The sequence below is a fragment of the uncultured Thermosynechococcus sp. genome (assembly GCF_938074695.1).
Taxonomy (GTDB): Bacteria; Cyanobacteriota; Cyanobacteriia; order Thermosynechococcales; family Thermosynechococcaceae; genus Thermosynechococcus.
The window spans coordinates 1-14,854 of the sequence record NZ_CALJEM010000052.1 but is presented as its reverse complement, the minus strand read 5'-3'; the positions used below and the strand labels follow the sequence as shown (position 1 = coordinate 14,854).

The window sequence follows — 14,854 nt, the reverse complement described above, 5'->3', positions numbered from 1 at the left end:
GGCGATACTCCCTACTTTGCCTTTATGGCACTTCCCCAGAGTACTTTGGAATTTGTGTACCATGTGTTTCCACCACGACGCGGTGCCTTTCAATGGTCAGGCTGTGATGTGCGTCTGCGCAGTTCTTGGGGGTTGGCGTGGCGACGCTGGTTTGCACCGCTTGTCACTGAAGTGGAGGTCTATCCTGATTTGATCGGGTTGCGATCCCTCTCGATTCGCCTCAGTTTAGAGTCCAGTGGCAGCTTACGGCGGCGACGCTATGCCTTGGGGGGAACCGAGTTTGCGGAATTGCGGGAGTACCATTTGGGGGATGATCTGCGCCTCATGGATTGGAAAGCCAGTGCCCGCCGAGGACGACCGCTGGTGCGTGCCATGGAGCCAGAACGGGATCAACCCCTAATCATTCTCTTGGATCGGGGACGCATGATGACTGCTACTGTAGCGGGTTTGAAACGCTTTGACTGGGGCTTAAACGCGGCACTAGCACTGGCTCTGACGGGCTTACGACGGGGGGATAAGGTGGGCTTGGGGATTTTTGATCAGCAACTGCATATCTGGATTGCTCCCCAAAGTGGCAACTCGCATCTTGGGCGGATTCTCAATCAGGTCTATCGCTGTGAACCGGTATTTGAAGAATCCGACTATGTGGGAACAGTGAGTGCGATTTTAGGACACTATACCCGCCGTGCCCTTGTGGTGGTTCTCACGGAAGTGATTGATGAAGTGGCTTCCCAAGAACTGCTCGCGGCTATGGCTCGCCTCACCCCCCGTTTTTTACCCCTCTGCGTTGCTTTGCGCGATCGCCACATTGAAGCCCTTGCCCACCGCCCTTTGATGCCACAGTCATTGGCTCCCAGGGAGCAAGTTGCCAGCCTCTATGAGCAGGCCGTAGCCCTCGATCTGCTGCATCAGCGACAGCGTGCTTTTGCCCACCTCGAACAACAGGGGGTGCTTGTGCTCGATGCGCCGGCCGATCAAATGAGTGAACGACTCGTGGATCGCTATCTGTTGCTGAAGGCCCGTGGCCAACTCTAGGTTTGGCTAGGCTCGATGACGCTCGTATCCCTCCTTTCCGGCAATAGCCGTAGGGGTGGGCGATCGCCCGTTGGTGTTGCCAGGGGGAGAGGGGTCGAGGCCTGCGTCAGCCCACAGGTTGCCCGCAAGCGTGCTTGCAGCAGTTGACCTACTACCCGGCGTCGAATTTTTGACCGTTCCCTACATTTATTGGGTAACGTCAGGACTTACAGGGTCGGTTGTACCTTGCCAAGCAGGTCTTATATCTGTCCGGGTCTCCAGAAGTCTTTTCTAGCGGGCAATAGTGCCATGTTTGATTAGAAAAACCATATCACATCCGCCGCTAACTAGGGAATGACGCTTCCCGTCCAGTAGGATGCGCGGCGGCGTTGCTCAAGTGAGTTCCCTCTGGAAGGTGGATGACACCACCACCCAAGAACTCATGGTTGCCTTTTATCGAAATTTAGGAGCAGGCAAGGGACGCAGTGAAGCCCCACGGCAGGCGCAGTTGCAGTTAATGAATGACCCCAGTAAGCAAATTCCCTATTTTTGGGCGGCGTTTGTCAGTAGTGGTGAGTGGCGCCCACTTCCCTAGCCTTTAAGCCAAGGGGTAATTGATCGCGGTTTGTAGTTGTATCCCCAGGGGGCGATCGCGATCAATCCAGAGAATTGCCCCCTGCGGACGCCGTGGCGGCTCTCCCCAAAGTACGGTGACACTGCCAGGGGGCAGGGGTTCAGGGCTAGGCCATTGACCGCTGAGCCAGACAAGGGAATCAATGGGATACTCGGCATAGGTTTCGCAGGGGGCGATCGCCGCCAGTGCCCGCAGGACTGTTGATTGACCGTGGAGCATCCCCGTGGCAGGACTCCAAAACTGCACGGGAATTTGCTGTTGCAAACTGTAAAGATAGAGACTGGCTGCCGCAATCACCGCCTGCTCAAAGTCTTCGCTCTGCCAAGGGGCACGGGTATCCAAGGCAATGGTCACGGCATTGCCGCCGCTAAAGGTGTCAAACTCGCGTACCCGCAGCTCGCCATACCGGGCACTGGTGCGCCAATGTACCAAACGCAACGGGTCTCCCCAGCGGTAGGGACGCAGGGCACGGGTGATCCCCTCTTGGGCAACGTGCAGATGATGCTGGCGATCGCGCCACTCCTGGGAAATCTCTTGCCCCAGTTGATCCAGCAACGGACACTGTTGCAGTTGCAGTACCTGCGGATAAACGACCACCTGCTGGGGCACCGTAAACGAGCGACGGCACCAAAAGAGTCCCAAGGGAGCAGCGGTGCGCAGGTAAAGCTGTTGCCACTCATAAATGCCGCGACGCGGTGGAATCAGATCGTACTGCCACGTGACTGTCTGCTGCGGTTGCAGGTCGTCAACGGCCTTTTGGGGGACTTCCCGCTGCGTGGCTGACCAGAGGCCACGGGGGACAGGGTCAATCACTTGCAGGTCATGGCGGGGGCTTTGGGTGACATTTGTAAGAAAGACCGTAAGGCGCAGGCGATCGCCCGCATGCACCGGAGCCGCCTTAGCTCGCTCCACCACCAATCCCCGCAAGTACCGAGGCGGCAGGATCGCAGCCACCAAGAGCAGACCAACAATGATCCCCGTAATCACGTATAGCCAACCCGCCATCGAGTTAATGGCTGCTGCAAAGAAAAAGAGATTCATGCCTAAAAGCAATAGCCCCGCGTAGGCAGGGGTTACCCAGCGTTCCTCTAAAAACTGATTGAGGCGACGCAGCTTGGTCATTGGCAAGGTTGGTCTTAGGAGCGGTGCAACTCGGCGGGCAATAGGCTGGGAAACGAGTGGGCAAGCAGCTGTTGCAAGGCCTGTCGAAAGTCCCCCTTGACAAGGGCAGGATCAAACCGCTGCACCAATTCCCCGCGATCAAAAAAAAGAAGGGTTGGCAAGCTTTTCAATTGAAAGTGACGACTGAGGGCAAAATTCTCATCGGCATTGATCCTGAGAATTTGCAACCGTTGCGGCAGTGATTGCTCCAGTTGATCCAGCAGGGGATCAATGAGGCGGCACAGGCCACACCAAGGGGCCCAGAAATGGACAATCACAGGCACAGGAGCACTGTAAATTTGCCGCTGAAATCCTTCAAGAGTAAGTTTCTGAATGCCCTTCACGTTTGTTATCTCGTTTTGTCTTGGGATCATGGTAACAGCCAGCGGCAGTTTTGCAGTAGGGATTTGCAGCGATAGGATGCCGTAGGATTAAAAATAACGCAGACCATGATTGGCGATCCCCCATGACCCCCAAGCCCACCCTTTGGCAAAAAATTTTCCCCCTCCTATTGCGCGAAGCGATCGCCATCCTTGAGGGGATTAGTAACCTGTCCAGAAAGGCTGCGGAACAACTACAGGGAGTGGCTACCCAACAGGCGATCGCCCCCCAGGAATTGAATCCCGAACAGTCATGGACGAGTCGAGGGGCAGCCCTCTGGTGGCAGGGCATGGGCTGGGTGCAGCAACGGCTGCCGAACCATTTACAGGCGCGTTATAACCGCGCAACATTGACCGGGCTCGCCATTGCTCTATTCCTAATTTTACTTTGGCTCAATCCCCTGAGTTGGTTTCAAGCTCCCAGCCGTCCGACGCTGAACGAGATTAAGCGTCCTCAGCCCAGTGTCCTTGTACAACCCCGCCCCGCCCCCACGCCAATGGCTGCAACAATCCCACCCCCTCCCAAGCCCACGCCGAACCCGCTGGCGATCGCTCCTTCCTCCCCCGTCAGCGATAGTCTCACCGTCCGCCAGCAATTGCTGGCCATCTGCGATCGCTACAGCAATGCCCTGAATCCCACCCTGACGCTTACCCCCGGCGAGCAGCGCCTAGAACTGATGCTGGCCAACGGTTGGTACGATCTCAGTCCCCAGAAACAGGATCAACTGGCGCAAAACCTTTGGCAAACTGCCCATGACTTGGGGTATCAGACCGTAATTGTTGTGGATACCGCAGGTCATTTGCTTGTTCGCGATCCTGTGGTAGGGGACAATGCCATTGTTGTGCGCCGCAAGCCGATCTAACCTGCCATGTCATCGCCAATCCGCTAACCTAGAAAAGTGCTAACTTCTTCAGCCGCCTATGAGTGAGACCACCCTTTCCCCCGAAAAGCGCAAAGCCCTTGAGCTTGCCGTCTCCCAAATTGAGCGCACCTTTGGTAAAGGCAGCATTATGCGCCTTGGGGATGCCACCCGCATGAAGGTGGAGACCATTTCCAGCGGGGCACTGACCCTTGACCTTGCCCTAGGCGGTGGCCTGCCAAAGGGACGGATCATTGAAATTTATGGCCCTGAAAGCTCGGGGAAAACCACCCTGGCGCTCCATGCGGTGGCGGAAGCCCAGAAAGCGGGTGGGGTAGCGGCCTTTGTGGATGCCGAACATGCTCTTGATCCCACCTATGCGGCTGCCCTCGGCGTGGACATTGAAAATCTGCTGGTTGCCCAGCCAGATACCGGGGAAGCGGGTTTAGAAATTGTGGATCAACTGGTGCGCTCTACGGCGGTGGATATTGTGGTGGTGGACTCCGTTGCGGCCCTAGTACCCCGTGCGGAAATTGAAGGGGAGATGGGGGACAACCATGTGGGTCTCCAAGCCCGCCTGATGAGCCAAGCGCTGCGCAAAATCACCGGCAATATCGGTAAAACGGGCTGTACCGTAATTTTCCTGAACCAGTTACGGCAAAAAATTGGCGTCACCTACGGTAACCCGGAAACGACAACGGGAGGAACGGCGCTGAAGTTCTATGCCTCGGTGCGGCTGGATATTCGGCGGGTGCAAACCCTGAAGAAGGGAACGGAGGAATTCGGGATTCGCGCCAAAGTCAAGGTGGCGAAGAATAAGGTAGCGCCGCCCTTTCGCATCGCCGAGTTTGACATCATTTTTGGTAAGGGGATTTCCAATCTCGGCTGCATTCTCGATATGGCCGAGGAAACGGGTGTCATTACCCGTAAAGGGGCTTGGTATTCCTACAACGGCGAAAATCTTGCCCAAGGGCGCGAAAACACCATTAAGTACATGGAGGAGAATCCCGCCTTTGCTCAGGAGGTGGAGCAGCAGGTGCGGCAAAAGCTAGCTCAAGGGGTAGCTGTCTCTGCCAATAGAGTGGCTCATACCCACGATGAAATCGCTGAAGGGGAATAGGGGCGATCGCCCCCAAGGGACTTGCGCAGGAGGAATTTGCGCCCTCCCCAAAACGTGGAGCTTTCTCCGACCACTACAAAGCCACAGCGGGCGTATAACTGCTGCGCTGCTTGATTTTGGGCAAGGACGTGAAGATAAAGCTGAGAGTAAGTGGGGCAAAGGCTGACTTCAACAGTGTGCAAGAGCCGCCGGCCAATCCCTCGCCGCCGGTAGTCTGGATGCACAGCTAAATTGGAAAGATAGGGGTGGGGCTGACCTTGGATTTCACGGAGCTGCACTTCAACACTGCCCACACAGAAAGAAGAGGGTTCCCTGGGCAGAACCGCTAGCCAGCAACGATAGTGGGGACGCTCTCTGTGCCAGCGATCGCGCAAGTCCTGCTCAATTCCCAACTGGATAAAACTGCGCCAAAGGGCTTGCCAACCGCCGCCGGGGTGAAAACTCAGCGCCACCAGCTGAGCGACCCTGGGAAGATCGGTGATCTCTGCGGCGCGAATCTCAATCATCCTAGGGGCGAGTGAGAACAGATTGGTCGCGTTGGAGCTGAGTCAGCAGTGCCCGCAAGGGGGGCTTGGCCAATAGGGTTTGCGTATCCGCCACGAGGCGATCTCCCCACAGGTTTTCCCGCTGAAACTCCACCGTGCCATAGCGGCTATCAAGGCGCAGGGCTTCCTCTGCCAGTTGCAGTGCCTGTGTTTCATTCCCCAGGCGCAGGAGAGCAGTGGCCAGTGCTAGTTTGGGTTCACTCGCCTTGGGGTCAATGTTTGCCGCCTGCTCCCAGTTCTTGGCGGCTTGGCGGATATTCCCCTGTTCATAGAGCACAAGGCCAATGTTGGTATAGGCTGGCCAAAACTGTCGATCCAAGCGCAGGGAGCGGCGATATTGCTCAAGTGCTGAGTCTTTTTGCCCCAGCTTCAAATAGGCGTTGCCCAAGTTAAACCATTCCTCTTTGGCATCGGGTTTCAGTGCCAGTCCCTGTTCAATTACCCGTACCGCTGCGTCATAGTGGCCTAGGCGAAAATAGGCAGACCCTAAATTGAAGTAGGCAGCGGGATTTTTATCATTCAGCTTCAAAGACTGCTCTAGGGCCGGCACCGCCTCCTGGGGTTGGTTCACGGCAAGGTAAAGTCCCCCCAGCAATGCCCAAATTTCGTGGGCTTGAGGAGCCAACTGCACTGCCAGTTTTGCCCGCGCTAAAGCCTCTTGAAATTGCTGAAACTGTGCCAATTGCAGGGCTTCTTGCGCCACGATAAAGCCATTTTGCTCCATTTCCTTGGCATTGAGTTCAAGGGTGCGCGGTAACACCACTTGTGCCGTTGCCAAGCTGCCACTCAGGAGGACAAGACCCAGACTCAGGGTTAAACGGGCAAGCGTTTTGGGCACGATGCAGTTTCCGGTTTGAAGCTAGGGGAATTCTTCTTTAGTTTGCCATACCCCGCCGGTATTTGACACTCCTGAGGGAGCCTAGCTAGAGTACAAAAGCCTAAAGTAATTTCCCGACATAGGATTGGCTTTCCCGTTTCAAGGAAAAACAGTTCCCTTTCAGGAGCGATGGCCTGAAGGACAGGCTAGGCTCGTTACTGTGGTAGTTTCCATTTAATCAGCTTCCCCGGAGGGAAGCAAAAGAATCTTTAATGTAGTCTCTCCCTGAGCGGATTGCAACGCCCTGTTCCGAGGGATCCTTTGCAAGGGGGGGTAAATTATTTTCTGCGAGGTCACTAAAAATGCTCAAACCCTCTCCCAGAGCGACTCCGGCGGATTTTACGCAAGAATCAGGGGTTTGCCCACCTGAATAGATCCGTCGGCAAAGAAAAATCCACCGTGAGAAGGCGAGGAGGAGGCCGGCGCGGTTGCATGGGCGCATTGCCAATATCCGACGGGTTTTAGGCACTTCAGCTGCTGATGTTATTTTGCTAATTCTGGCAGCAGGCGCTCGTAGTGGTGGGGCGATCGCCAGCGCAACAGATGAGTTACGGGCTGCCCGATGAACTCTGTTGTCAAACCAATGGCACGGCGGGGGTGCAGTGTCGCCAAGGCAAGCGCGGCTTCAAAGTCGCACACCCCCCAATCCACGAGGCGTCCTACCATGGCCAAAAGAGGTACCGTTGTGCCACAGAGGGTACCATCCTCAAGACGAGCCGTGCCATTTTTCACGGCAATGTGTCGCTGATCCCAGGGGTAGATGCCATCCCCCAAGCCCAGGGGCGCCAAGGCATCACTGACCAAAAACAGGCGATCGCCGGCGCACTGCCAGAGTACCTTCAGCATTTGCGGATGGACATGAACGCCATCGCCAATGACGCCGCACCAAACCCGCCGATCCGTCAAGGCCGCCGCCAATAACCCCGGCTCGCGATGATGCAGGGGAGGCATGGCATTAAAGGCATGGGTAATCATGGTTGCACCGGCAGCAAACGCCGCTTGGGCTTCCTCCAGCGTGGCCATGGAGTGACCGACACTGACGGTAATTCCCAATTGCCTCAGGTAGGGCAACACTTCACCCTTTGTATCCAATTCAGGGGCAAGCGTCAGGATTTTCACGGCTGGGGTAAACGCCCCGAGGACAGCCTGTACACTTTCTAGGGTCAAGGGCTGGAGATGGGCTGGGGGATGGGCGCCGCGCTTTTGGGGATTGAGAAAAGGCCCCTCCAAATGCACCCCCACAATCTCAGCCTCAGGGGGCTGGGAATTTGGCCGGTACTGGTGAATGACGGCCAAGGCAGTCTGCATTTCCTGCAGGGGAGCTGTGACAATTGTTGGTGCGTAGGCATCAATCCCCGCCTGCCACAGATAGCGGCCAATGTTTTGCAGCGGCTCTGGGGTTGTTAACCAAGGAAAGGGAATGCCCAAGGCACCGTTGATTTGCAGATCTACGCCCCCCAGGGAGAGATAGTCGCCACCAAAGTCCACTACGTCAGGACACTCAGGGGGAATCAGGTTGCTGCCGATCGCCGTCACCTTGCCATTGGTGAGTTGCACCTGTTCCCAGCGATCGCGGCCCGCCAGTCGCACGCGATCCAGCCATTGCACCGCCCTCATGCCGGCGTTGCTTGCAGATCGGGTCGTTCTTCAGGGACAATCGCCCCCTCCACAGGACACACTTGCAGGCAAATGCCGCAGTCAATACAGGTGGCAAAATCAATCCAGTACCAATCGGTGCCCTTGGTATTTTTGCCGGGCCCTGGATGAATACAGGCCACCGGACAGGCTTCAACGCAATCGGCAACCCCTTCACAAACGTTCGTGACAATGGTGTGGGCCACAGTGTTCTCCTCACTGAGAGTAGATGCAGATCTCAATTCTAAAGCCCAAGGCTAGATCCCCAGATCTGACTTGGCGGCTTGAGCGGCCTCCAGTAACATTGGGGTGGGTAATGCCTCCCAGTCGCGATCGCCAATCTCGGCATAAAAGGTTTCGTCATAGCTGCGGGTTTGGATCACCACCGGCATCGGCACCGCATGACCTAGCACCAGCGCCTGTTGTTTAGAATCGAGCTTGGCCAACACCGAGCGCAACTGCTGTGCGCCTGCAACGCCCGTAAAGATTGCCTCAATGTCCTTTTCGTCGTTGAGGAGAGCAGTAATGCGGGTGCCAATTTGCGACATGATCTCGCTGTCAATGCCCGAAGGTCGCTGATCCACCACGAGAAGCGTCACAAAGTATTTGCGCATTTCGCGGGCAATCGTGCCAAAGATTGTCTGTTTCACTGTGGCGGGATCCAAAAAGCGATGGGCCTCTTCAATGGTGATGACCAGTTGCCGTGGGCGATCGCTGGGATTTTTGGTTTGTAAAAACACCTCCGACTGTTGCACATAGGCCTGGTGAATGCGGCGGGCAATTATATTCGTTGCCAGCATATAGGAGAGCAGATTGGCTTGGGAGCCAAACTCGATTACCACGTGTTGACCGGCCGCAAGGGTCTCCAAAATCTGGCCAATGTAGTTCTTGGTACAGGTGTTGCGCAGATACTTGAGTTGTTCCAGCCGCGTCAGTTTCCGTTGCAGGGCCATGATCGAGGGCATGCTGCCCATCTTGGTTGCGCAAAATTCTTGAATCTCCTGATTAGTCATCATCAGCAGGCGACTAATCCAGGTTTTGCCAAACTCATTGCGCAAAATGATGGCATTTTCAAGGCTGGCCTCCGAGAGGTTCAGCTCCGATTGCACCAGCGCCAAGTCTTCTACCTCAATTTGATCAAAGCCGATGTAGAGTTCTTGAGCATCCCGCACCCCTCGCCGCTGTGTGGATTCGGGGTCAAGGGTATAAATTTTCACCTGCTGCGGAAACAGTTGCCGCAATCCCTTCACAGTGCTGAGTTGCTTACCTTCGCGGGTCGCCTCCCAGCCATACTCCGAGTGCATGTCAAAGATCAAGTTCACCGCCGCCTGTTTGCGGATAATCCCCGACAGCAACAGCCGCGTCAAAAAGGATTTTCCTGTACCCGACTTGCCAAATACGCCATTACTGCGCTCCACAAAGCGATCCAAATCTAAGCAAATGGGTACCTGCATATCCAGGGGGGTGCCAATGGCAAAATTGCGCCGCTGCGGATCGTCTTCCCAGCCAAAGACGGCGCGAAAGTCCCGTTCACTGGCCTCATAGACGGGACTGAAATGGGCAGGGATGGTCTTTACGGGCAGTAAGTCCTGTCCATCGTTGAGGATCATCAACATGGGAGCCACACTCAAGGTGGCAAACGTGCCTGTTCCCGCCAGCACCTCCTGCAAAAATGTGTCCTCAAGGGCCGGAGGATTTAAGAGAATGCGGGGATTAGCGGTGCCCAGCACAACATCCGTCAGCAGACAAAAGAAGCGCGATCGCTGGCCCTGAATGACCAAAAACTGACCCACCCGCAGTTCCTCGACGGAGACATTGCCACTAAGGCGCACTTCCAAGCCTTGGGTGAGAGAGCCTTGGACAACAATTCCCATCTGTTTAGCGCTCATTGTCTATTCAACTGCCAGAACTTTAATGCGCTGTGGATCCCCTAAGTGGAATGCAGTTGCTGTGCTTTGGAATTCAGCACCCGGTTGTGGACTGGGCTGCAGGGTCTGACTCAGGTGTTGCACATAGCGATCCTGCTGCCGCCGAAACCCCTCCAGGTTATCTCCGCGATTGAGGAGAGCAAAACACACGGTGCCGTATTTGGCCGTGGGCAAGACGCCCACAAGGGCGCTGACATTCCACAAAGAGCCGGTTTTCGCTAGGGTCGCTGCCGGCAGTTGACGGTGCTCTAGCGTTCCGCGATCGCGCCCGGCCATGGGTAAGACATCTGCTAGGCTATGGTTTTTCTGGGCGAGCATCTCCTGAAGAGCCAAGAGCATGCCGCAGGCGGCGCGGGGAGAAATTCGATTCTCTTCCCCCAGACCTGAGCCGTTGATGAGTTGAATCTCACTGGGAGGCACATTGGCTTTGCGGGCAGCCACTTGAGCTACTGCCGCAGCCCCCCCGGCCATTGCCGCTAGGGTTTCTGCGATCTCATTGTTACTGTAGAGATTCATTTGCCGCACAATTTCCCCCAAGGGCAGGGAGCGATGCTCGAGGCGAAGGGTGACCTGAGCGGGGATGGTGCTTTGGAAGCGAGTTGCCCCTAGGATTTTCACTTGGGGGCGGGGTTGCCCCTTGAGGTGGTCCGTGTAGGCCGCTTCAATTTGCGGTGTCCAGCGGCGGTGATCCAAGGCGAGTTTGAATTGCGCGGCGGCCATTTCAGGGTCAGGGGAAAAGTTCATCCTCAAGGGCGGAACAACGACTAAGTTCCCCTGCACTTGACGAATTCCAAGGTGGTTGAGGGCATTGCCAATGGCGATCGCCTCCTCCCAGACAAAGAGAGGATCATTGCCCCCAATTAAGATCAAATCTCCCCTGAGGACGCCCTTTTGGATTGAGCCGGTGGTGCCAATGCGGGTGAGGAACCGATAGTCAAACGGGTATTTCTCGAGGACAGCAAGGCTGGTGGCGATTTTAGTGACCGAGGCAGCAGAAAGGGGGCGATCCCCTTGGTGGTTCACGAGGAGTTGTTGGGTACTTTGAACCCAAATGCCCTGTTGATGGGGGGAGAACCCTGCCTGAGCTAGGGTTGCTAGGTAGCGATCCCGATACTGATGTAATGCCACTTCCGGAGGAAAAAGCAGTAACTGGAGTTTCTCCATCCGCGGTTGCCCCCAGTACCATACCAGCGTTGCCAAAAGCTCTAACATCTCCGTCCTAATTTGCCGCCAGTTGCCACCATCCCAGACTTGGGCCAATAAGGCGAACCGTCAGCCAAATCACCACCAGCAGGCCAATACCCACCCAGGTGCCGCGGGTCACCCACTTTTGAATCAGCAGCAGTTGCTCCTTCTTGAGCCAGCCCCCCTTCGGTTGACCATAGGTATCCCCCAAGGTCTGCTTACGCCGCTTTGCCTCACCCATGACTTAGCGCTCCCAATTCCAGATCCTGCTGCCCAATTGGACATGCCCCTATCGTCTCAAAATTCCTTAAACCTTAGCAAGAGGTGAGCCGCATTGCCGACAATTTTTTCGGCTTTTTTCGGCAATTTTATTTAGGCCTCCAAAACAAAGTTAATGAGTTTACCCGGCACAAAGATGACCCTCTTGATCTTCTTGCCCGCCAAATAGCGTTGACCTAGATCGGAGGCCTGAACTGCCTGCTCTACCTCCGGTTGACTGGCCGTGGCAGGAACCTGCAATGTGCCGCGAGTTTTGCCCATCACTTGAATGACCACCGTAATCTCCTCGGCCACCAGTGCCGCCGGATCTGCCTTCGGCCAAGGTTGGCGGTGGATGGAGCCGCTGCCCCCCAGTTGTTGCCAGAGTTCTTCGCTGATGTGGGGGGCAAAGGGGGCAAGTAGGGTGAGTAAGGTTTGGATGCCTTCGCTATAAACTCCGGAGGTGTAGCAGTCGGCACTGCCGAGGGCATTACTGAGTTTCATGAGTTCGGCAACGGCGGTGTTGAGTTGATAGTCACCTTCAAGATCGTCGCTGATTTCTTTAATGGCAGTGTGTACTGCCCGGCGCAGTTCCCGCTCCTCCTTACTCAGCGTAGGGGGCAGGGGAACGCCAAGGCGACCGCCCTTGGCCTTAAAGGTTTGTACAAGGCGCCAGACGCGGTTGAGAAAGCGAAACTGCCCCTCAACGTCGGCATCGTCCCACTCTAGATCTTTTTCCGGCGGCGCTTTGAAAAGAATAAACATCCGTGCGGTGTCGGCGCCGTACTGCCGAATGACATCGCCGGGGGCAACGCCGTTGTACTTGGATTTGGACATTTTTTCATAGACCACTTCCAACGCTTCACCGGTTTCTGGATCCGTTGGACAGTTGAGATCGGCAATTTGGCTAGGAATCACGTATTTGCCGGTGCGGGGGTTTTTGTAGGTGCGTCCCTGTACCATACCTTGGGTGAGGAGACGTTGAAAAGGTTCACTCACATGGACAAGCTGGCGATCGCGCAGCACTTTGGTGAAAAAGCGGGAGTAGAGCAAGTGAAGAATGGCGTGCTCAATCCCCCCCACGTACTGATCCACCGGTAGCCAGTCTTTAATGGCCGCTGGGTCAAAGGGGGCTTCACTATTGCGAGCATCGGCATAGCGGAAGTAGTACCACGAGGAATCAATGAAGGTATCCATGGTATCGGTTTCCCGCTGGGCAGGGGCACCACACTTCGGGCAGGGGACATCCCGCCATGCAGCAAGTTTCGCCAAAGGAGAAGGCCCGCGACCGGTAAACTCCACCTCTTCCGGCAGCAGAACGGGGAGTTCGGAGCGCGGCACAGGCACCGCCCCACAGTGCGGACAGTGAATGATGGGAATGGGTACCCCCCAATAGCGCTGGCGGGAAATGAGCCAGTCCCGCAGCCGATACTGCACTTGCTCTCGTCCCCAGCCTTGGGCGGTTGCGTAGTCGGTAATTGCTGTTTTGGCTGCGGTGGCGTCCATTCCCGTGAATGGACCACTATTAATTAAAATTCCCGCTTCGGTATAGGCAGCTTTGAGGCGGGCACCGGCTTTACCGGTTGGGGGGATAATTACTTGGCGAATGGGCAGCTTGTGGGCTTTGGCAAACTGAAAATCCCGCTCATCGTGAGCCGGAACGCCCATGACAGCGCCGGTGCCGTACTCGTAAAGCACATAGTCGGCAATCCAGATGGGAATTTCTTCACCGGTAAAGGGATTTAGGGCTTTGCCCCCGGTGGCCACACCGCGTTTGGGGCGATCGCCCGCCGTGCGTTCCAGTTCACTTTCCTGCTGCACACTGGCAATAAAAGCCTCCACGGTTTTGCGGCGGCGGCTCGTGGTCACCTTCAGGGTGAGGGGATGTTCTGGCGCCAGCACCACATAGGTCACCCCATAGACGGTATCGGGACGGGTGGTAAAGACGGCAATTTTCTCCTCCCTGCCGACAACGGGAAACTCTAGGTAGGCACCACTGGACTTGCCAATCCAGTTCGCCTGCATCAATTTCACCCGCTCTGGCCAGCCCGTCAGTTGTTCTAGGTCATTCAACAGTTCCTCGGCGTAGGCGGTAATTTTGAGGAACCACTGCTTGAGAAGGCGCCGTTCCACTAGGGCGCCCGATCGCCAGGATCGCCCTTCGCTATCTACCTGTTCGTTGGCCAAAACGGTTTGATCAACCGGGTCCCAATTTACGGCCGCTTCCTTCTGGTAGGCCAACCCCGCCTCAAAGAATTCCAAAAAGAGCCACTGCGTCCAGCGATAGTACTCAGGATCACAGGTGGTGACTTCCCGCTCCCAGTCGTAGGAAAGACCAAGACGTTGCAGTTCTTGGCGCATTTGGCTAATGTTTTGCTGTGTCCAGACGCGAGGATGAATCCCCCGTTCAATGGCGGCATTTTCTGCCGGCAGGCCAAAGGCATCCCAGCCCATCGGGTGGAGAACGCGATAGCCTTGCATTCGCCGGCAGCGGGCAATGACATCGGTAATTGTGTAGTTGCGAACGTGCCCCATGTGCAAGTTTCCAGAGGGGTAAGGAAACATTGAGAGGGCATAAAATTTGGGCTTTCTCGGATCGGTGTCGGTGCAGTCCAGCTTTTCAGCAGCCCATTTCTGTTGCCACTTGTCCTCAATCACTTGGGGGTCGTAGCGATCGTCCACAACAGTTTTCCCGAAAGAACAGCTTATCTATTGTATCTAGAGCCTAGCCATCCAAGAGGCGGCGGCACTGTTCAGTCCAAAATCAACAGGTGGTAGGGGCGCTGCATTTGGCGGTAGGTTTGAGCCGTTTCACCATCATAGGTAATGGGAATGTGAGACCCCTCTGGACGCAGGATCTCACCCAAGGGAGCGGCTAGTTCTGTTTCATCCTCTAGCAGGAGAATGTGCTCCACGCCTTAATTGATGGCCCATGGACACCGAAATTTTGGCGAAATTCTCCGTCAACTACGCCGCGGTTGATCGTGGCTGAGGAGGGATAGGAATTCCCGCTGCGATCGCCTCTGCCGGGAATGTGGGGACAAGGCGACTACAGTAAAACACAAATTGCTCTAGCCATGTCATTGACGCTCATCCCGCTAACGCCAAAGCGTATAGCGGGAGATTCCCCGTTCACAGAGTCTTAGCTAGATGCCCCAAAGGACACCCCCGCCAGAACCTCTCCAGGGGCATTTTCAGCACTGTCCGCCCGACAGCGCTTTTCAAATCTATTCACCAGCACCAAAGCACTGGCAACA

General features: G+C 55.8%; 15 protein-coding genes. 4 read left to right on the top strand and 11 right to left on the bottom strand.

Annotation, left to right across the window (positions count from 1 at the left end; translation table 11 throughout):
• Both Q0683_RS07905 and Q0683_RS07900 read left to right on the top strand, forming a co-directional pair.
• Window positions 1-1,035 (top strand): DUF58 domain-containing protein (locus Q0683_RS07905; RefSeq protein WP_298977164.1); only part of this gene is annotated, 1,035 nt, incomplete at its 5' end.
• A gap of 355 nt (window positions 1,036-1,390) precedes the next feature.
• Window positions 1,391-1,609, top strand: a complete 219-nt coding sequence (locus tag Q0683_RS07900; protein ID WP_298614988.1) for a CHAT domain-containing protein — start codon at window positions 1,391-1,393, stop codon at window positions 1,607-1,609.
• Window positions 1,610-1,612: 3 nt separating this feature from the next.
• Here Q0683_RS07900 and Q0683_RS07895 read toward each other — a convergent pair whose 3' ends face one another.
• Together Q0683_RS07895 and Q0683_RS07890 are read right to left on the bottom strand one after the other, a co-directional pair.
• Window positions 1,613-2,770, bottom strand: a complete 1,158-nt coding sequence (locus Q0683_RS07895) for a DUF58 domain-containing protein (RefSeq protein ID WP_298614984.1) — start codon at window positions 2,768-2,770, stop codon at window positions 1,613-1,615.
• Between the two features lie 14 nt (window positions 2,771-2,784).
• Window positions 2,785-3,153: a co-chaperone YbbN gene (locus Q0683_RS07890; RefSeq protein WP_298614981.1), complete on the bottom strand. Its 369-nt coding sequence runs from the start codon at window positions 3,151-3,153 to the stop codon at window positions 2,785-2,787.
• Window positions 3,154-3,275: 122 nt separating this feature from the next.
• Between Q0683_RS07890 and Q0683_RS07885 the strand changes: the two genes are divergently transcribed.
• Together Q0683_RS07885 and recA are read left to right on the top strand one after the other, a co-directional pair.
• Window positions 3,276-4,052, top strand: coding sequence for a hypothetical protein (locus Q0683_RS07885; RefSeq protein WP_298614979.1), 777 nt, complete (start codon window positions 3,276-3,278; stop codon window positions 4,050-4,052).
• A gap of 58 nt (window positions 4,053-4,110) precedes the next feature.
• Complete coding sequence (gene recA / locus Q0683_RS07880; protein WP_298614977.1) at window positions 4,111-5,169, top strand: recombinase RecA; 1,059 nt, start codon at window positions 4,111-4,113, stop codon at window positions 5,167-5,169.
• On the opposite strand, the gene Q0683_RS07875 is transcribed toward recA, so the two are convergent.
• The 9 genes from Q0683_RS07875 to Q0683_RS07835 all read right to left on the bottom strand — a co-directional run bounded on the left by Q0683_RS07875 (window position 5,136) and on the right by Q0683_RS07835 (window position 14,512).
• The gene (locus Q0683_RS07875) at window positions 5,136-5,675 is read right to left on the bottom strand and encodes a GNAT family N-acetyltransferase (RefSeq protein WP_298614974.1); all 540 of its coding nucleotides are present in this window, start codon (window positions 5,673-5,675) and stop codon (window positions 5,136-5,138) included. The genes recA and Q0683_RS07875 overlap by 34 nt on opposite strands.
• Before the next feature lies 1 nt (window position 5,676).
• Complete coding sequence (locus Q0683_RS07870) at window positions 5,677-6,552, bottom strand: tetratricopeptide repeat protein (protein ID WP_298614971.1); 876 nt, start codon at window positions 6,550-6,552, stop codon at window positions 5,677-5,679.
• Between the two features lie 522 nt (window positions 6,553-7,074).
• A complete protein-coding gene (gene nagA, locus Q0683_RS07865; protein WP_298614968.1) occupies window positions 7,075-8,208 on the bottom strand; it encodes an N-acetylglucosamine-6-phosphate deacetylase in 1,134 nt (377 codons plus the stop codon).
• Window positions 8,205-8,432 (bottom strand): ferredoxin family protein, encoded by a 228-nt coding sequence (locus Q0683_RS07860; protein WP_298977160.1) that lies wholly within the window; start codon window positions 8,430-8,432, stop codon window positions 8,205-8,207. The genes nagA and Q0683_RS07860 overlap by 4 nt, the downstream gene beginning before the upstream one ends.
• 51 nt (window positions 8,433-8,483) lie before the next feature.
• Entirely contained in the window at window positions 8,484-10,115 is a 1,632-nt protein-coding gene (locus Q0683_RS07855) for a helicase HerA domain-containing protein (RefSeq protein ID WP_298614964.1), read from the bottom strand.
• A 3-nt stretch (window positions 10,116-10,118) separates the two neighbouring features.
• Window positions 10,119-11,366, bottom strand: a complete 1,248-nt coding sequence (locus Q0683_RS07850; protein ID WP_298614962.1) for a D-alanyl-D-alanine carboxypeptidase — start codon at window positions 11,364-11,366, stop codon at window positions 10,119-10,121.
• 7 nt (window positions 11,367-11,373) lie between these two features.
• Window positions 11,374-11,580 carry a DUF2839 domain-containing protein gene (locus Q0683_RS07845; protein ID WP_298614960.1) on the bottom strand — a complete coding sequence of 69 codons (207 nt, stop codon included), beginning with the start codon at window positions 11,578-11,580 and terminating at the stop codon, window positions 11,374-11,376.
• 131 nt (window positions 11,581-11,711) lie between these two features.
• The gene (gene leuS, locus Q0683_RS07840; protein ID WP_298614957.1) at window positions 11,712-14,279 is read right to left on the bottom strand and encodes a leucine--tRNA ligase; all 2,568 of its coding nucleotides are present in this window, start codon (window positions 14,277-14,279) and stop codon (window positions 11,712-11,714) included.
• Between the two features lie 71 nt (window positions 14,280-14,350).
• Entirely contained in the window at window positions 14,351-14,512 is a 162-nt protein-coding gene (locus Q0683_RS07835; protein WP_298977157.1) for a hypothetical protein, read from the bottom strand.
• Between the last annotated feature and the right edge of the window lie 342 nt (window positions 14,513-14,854).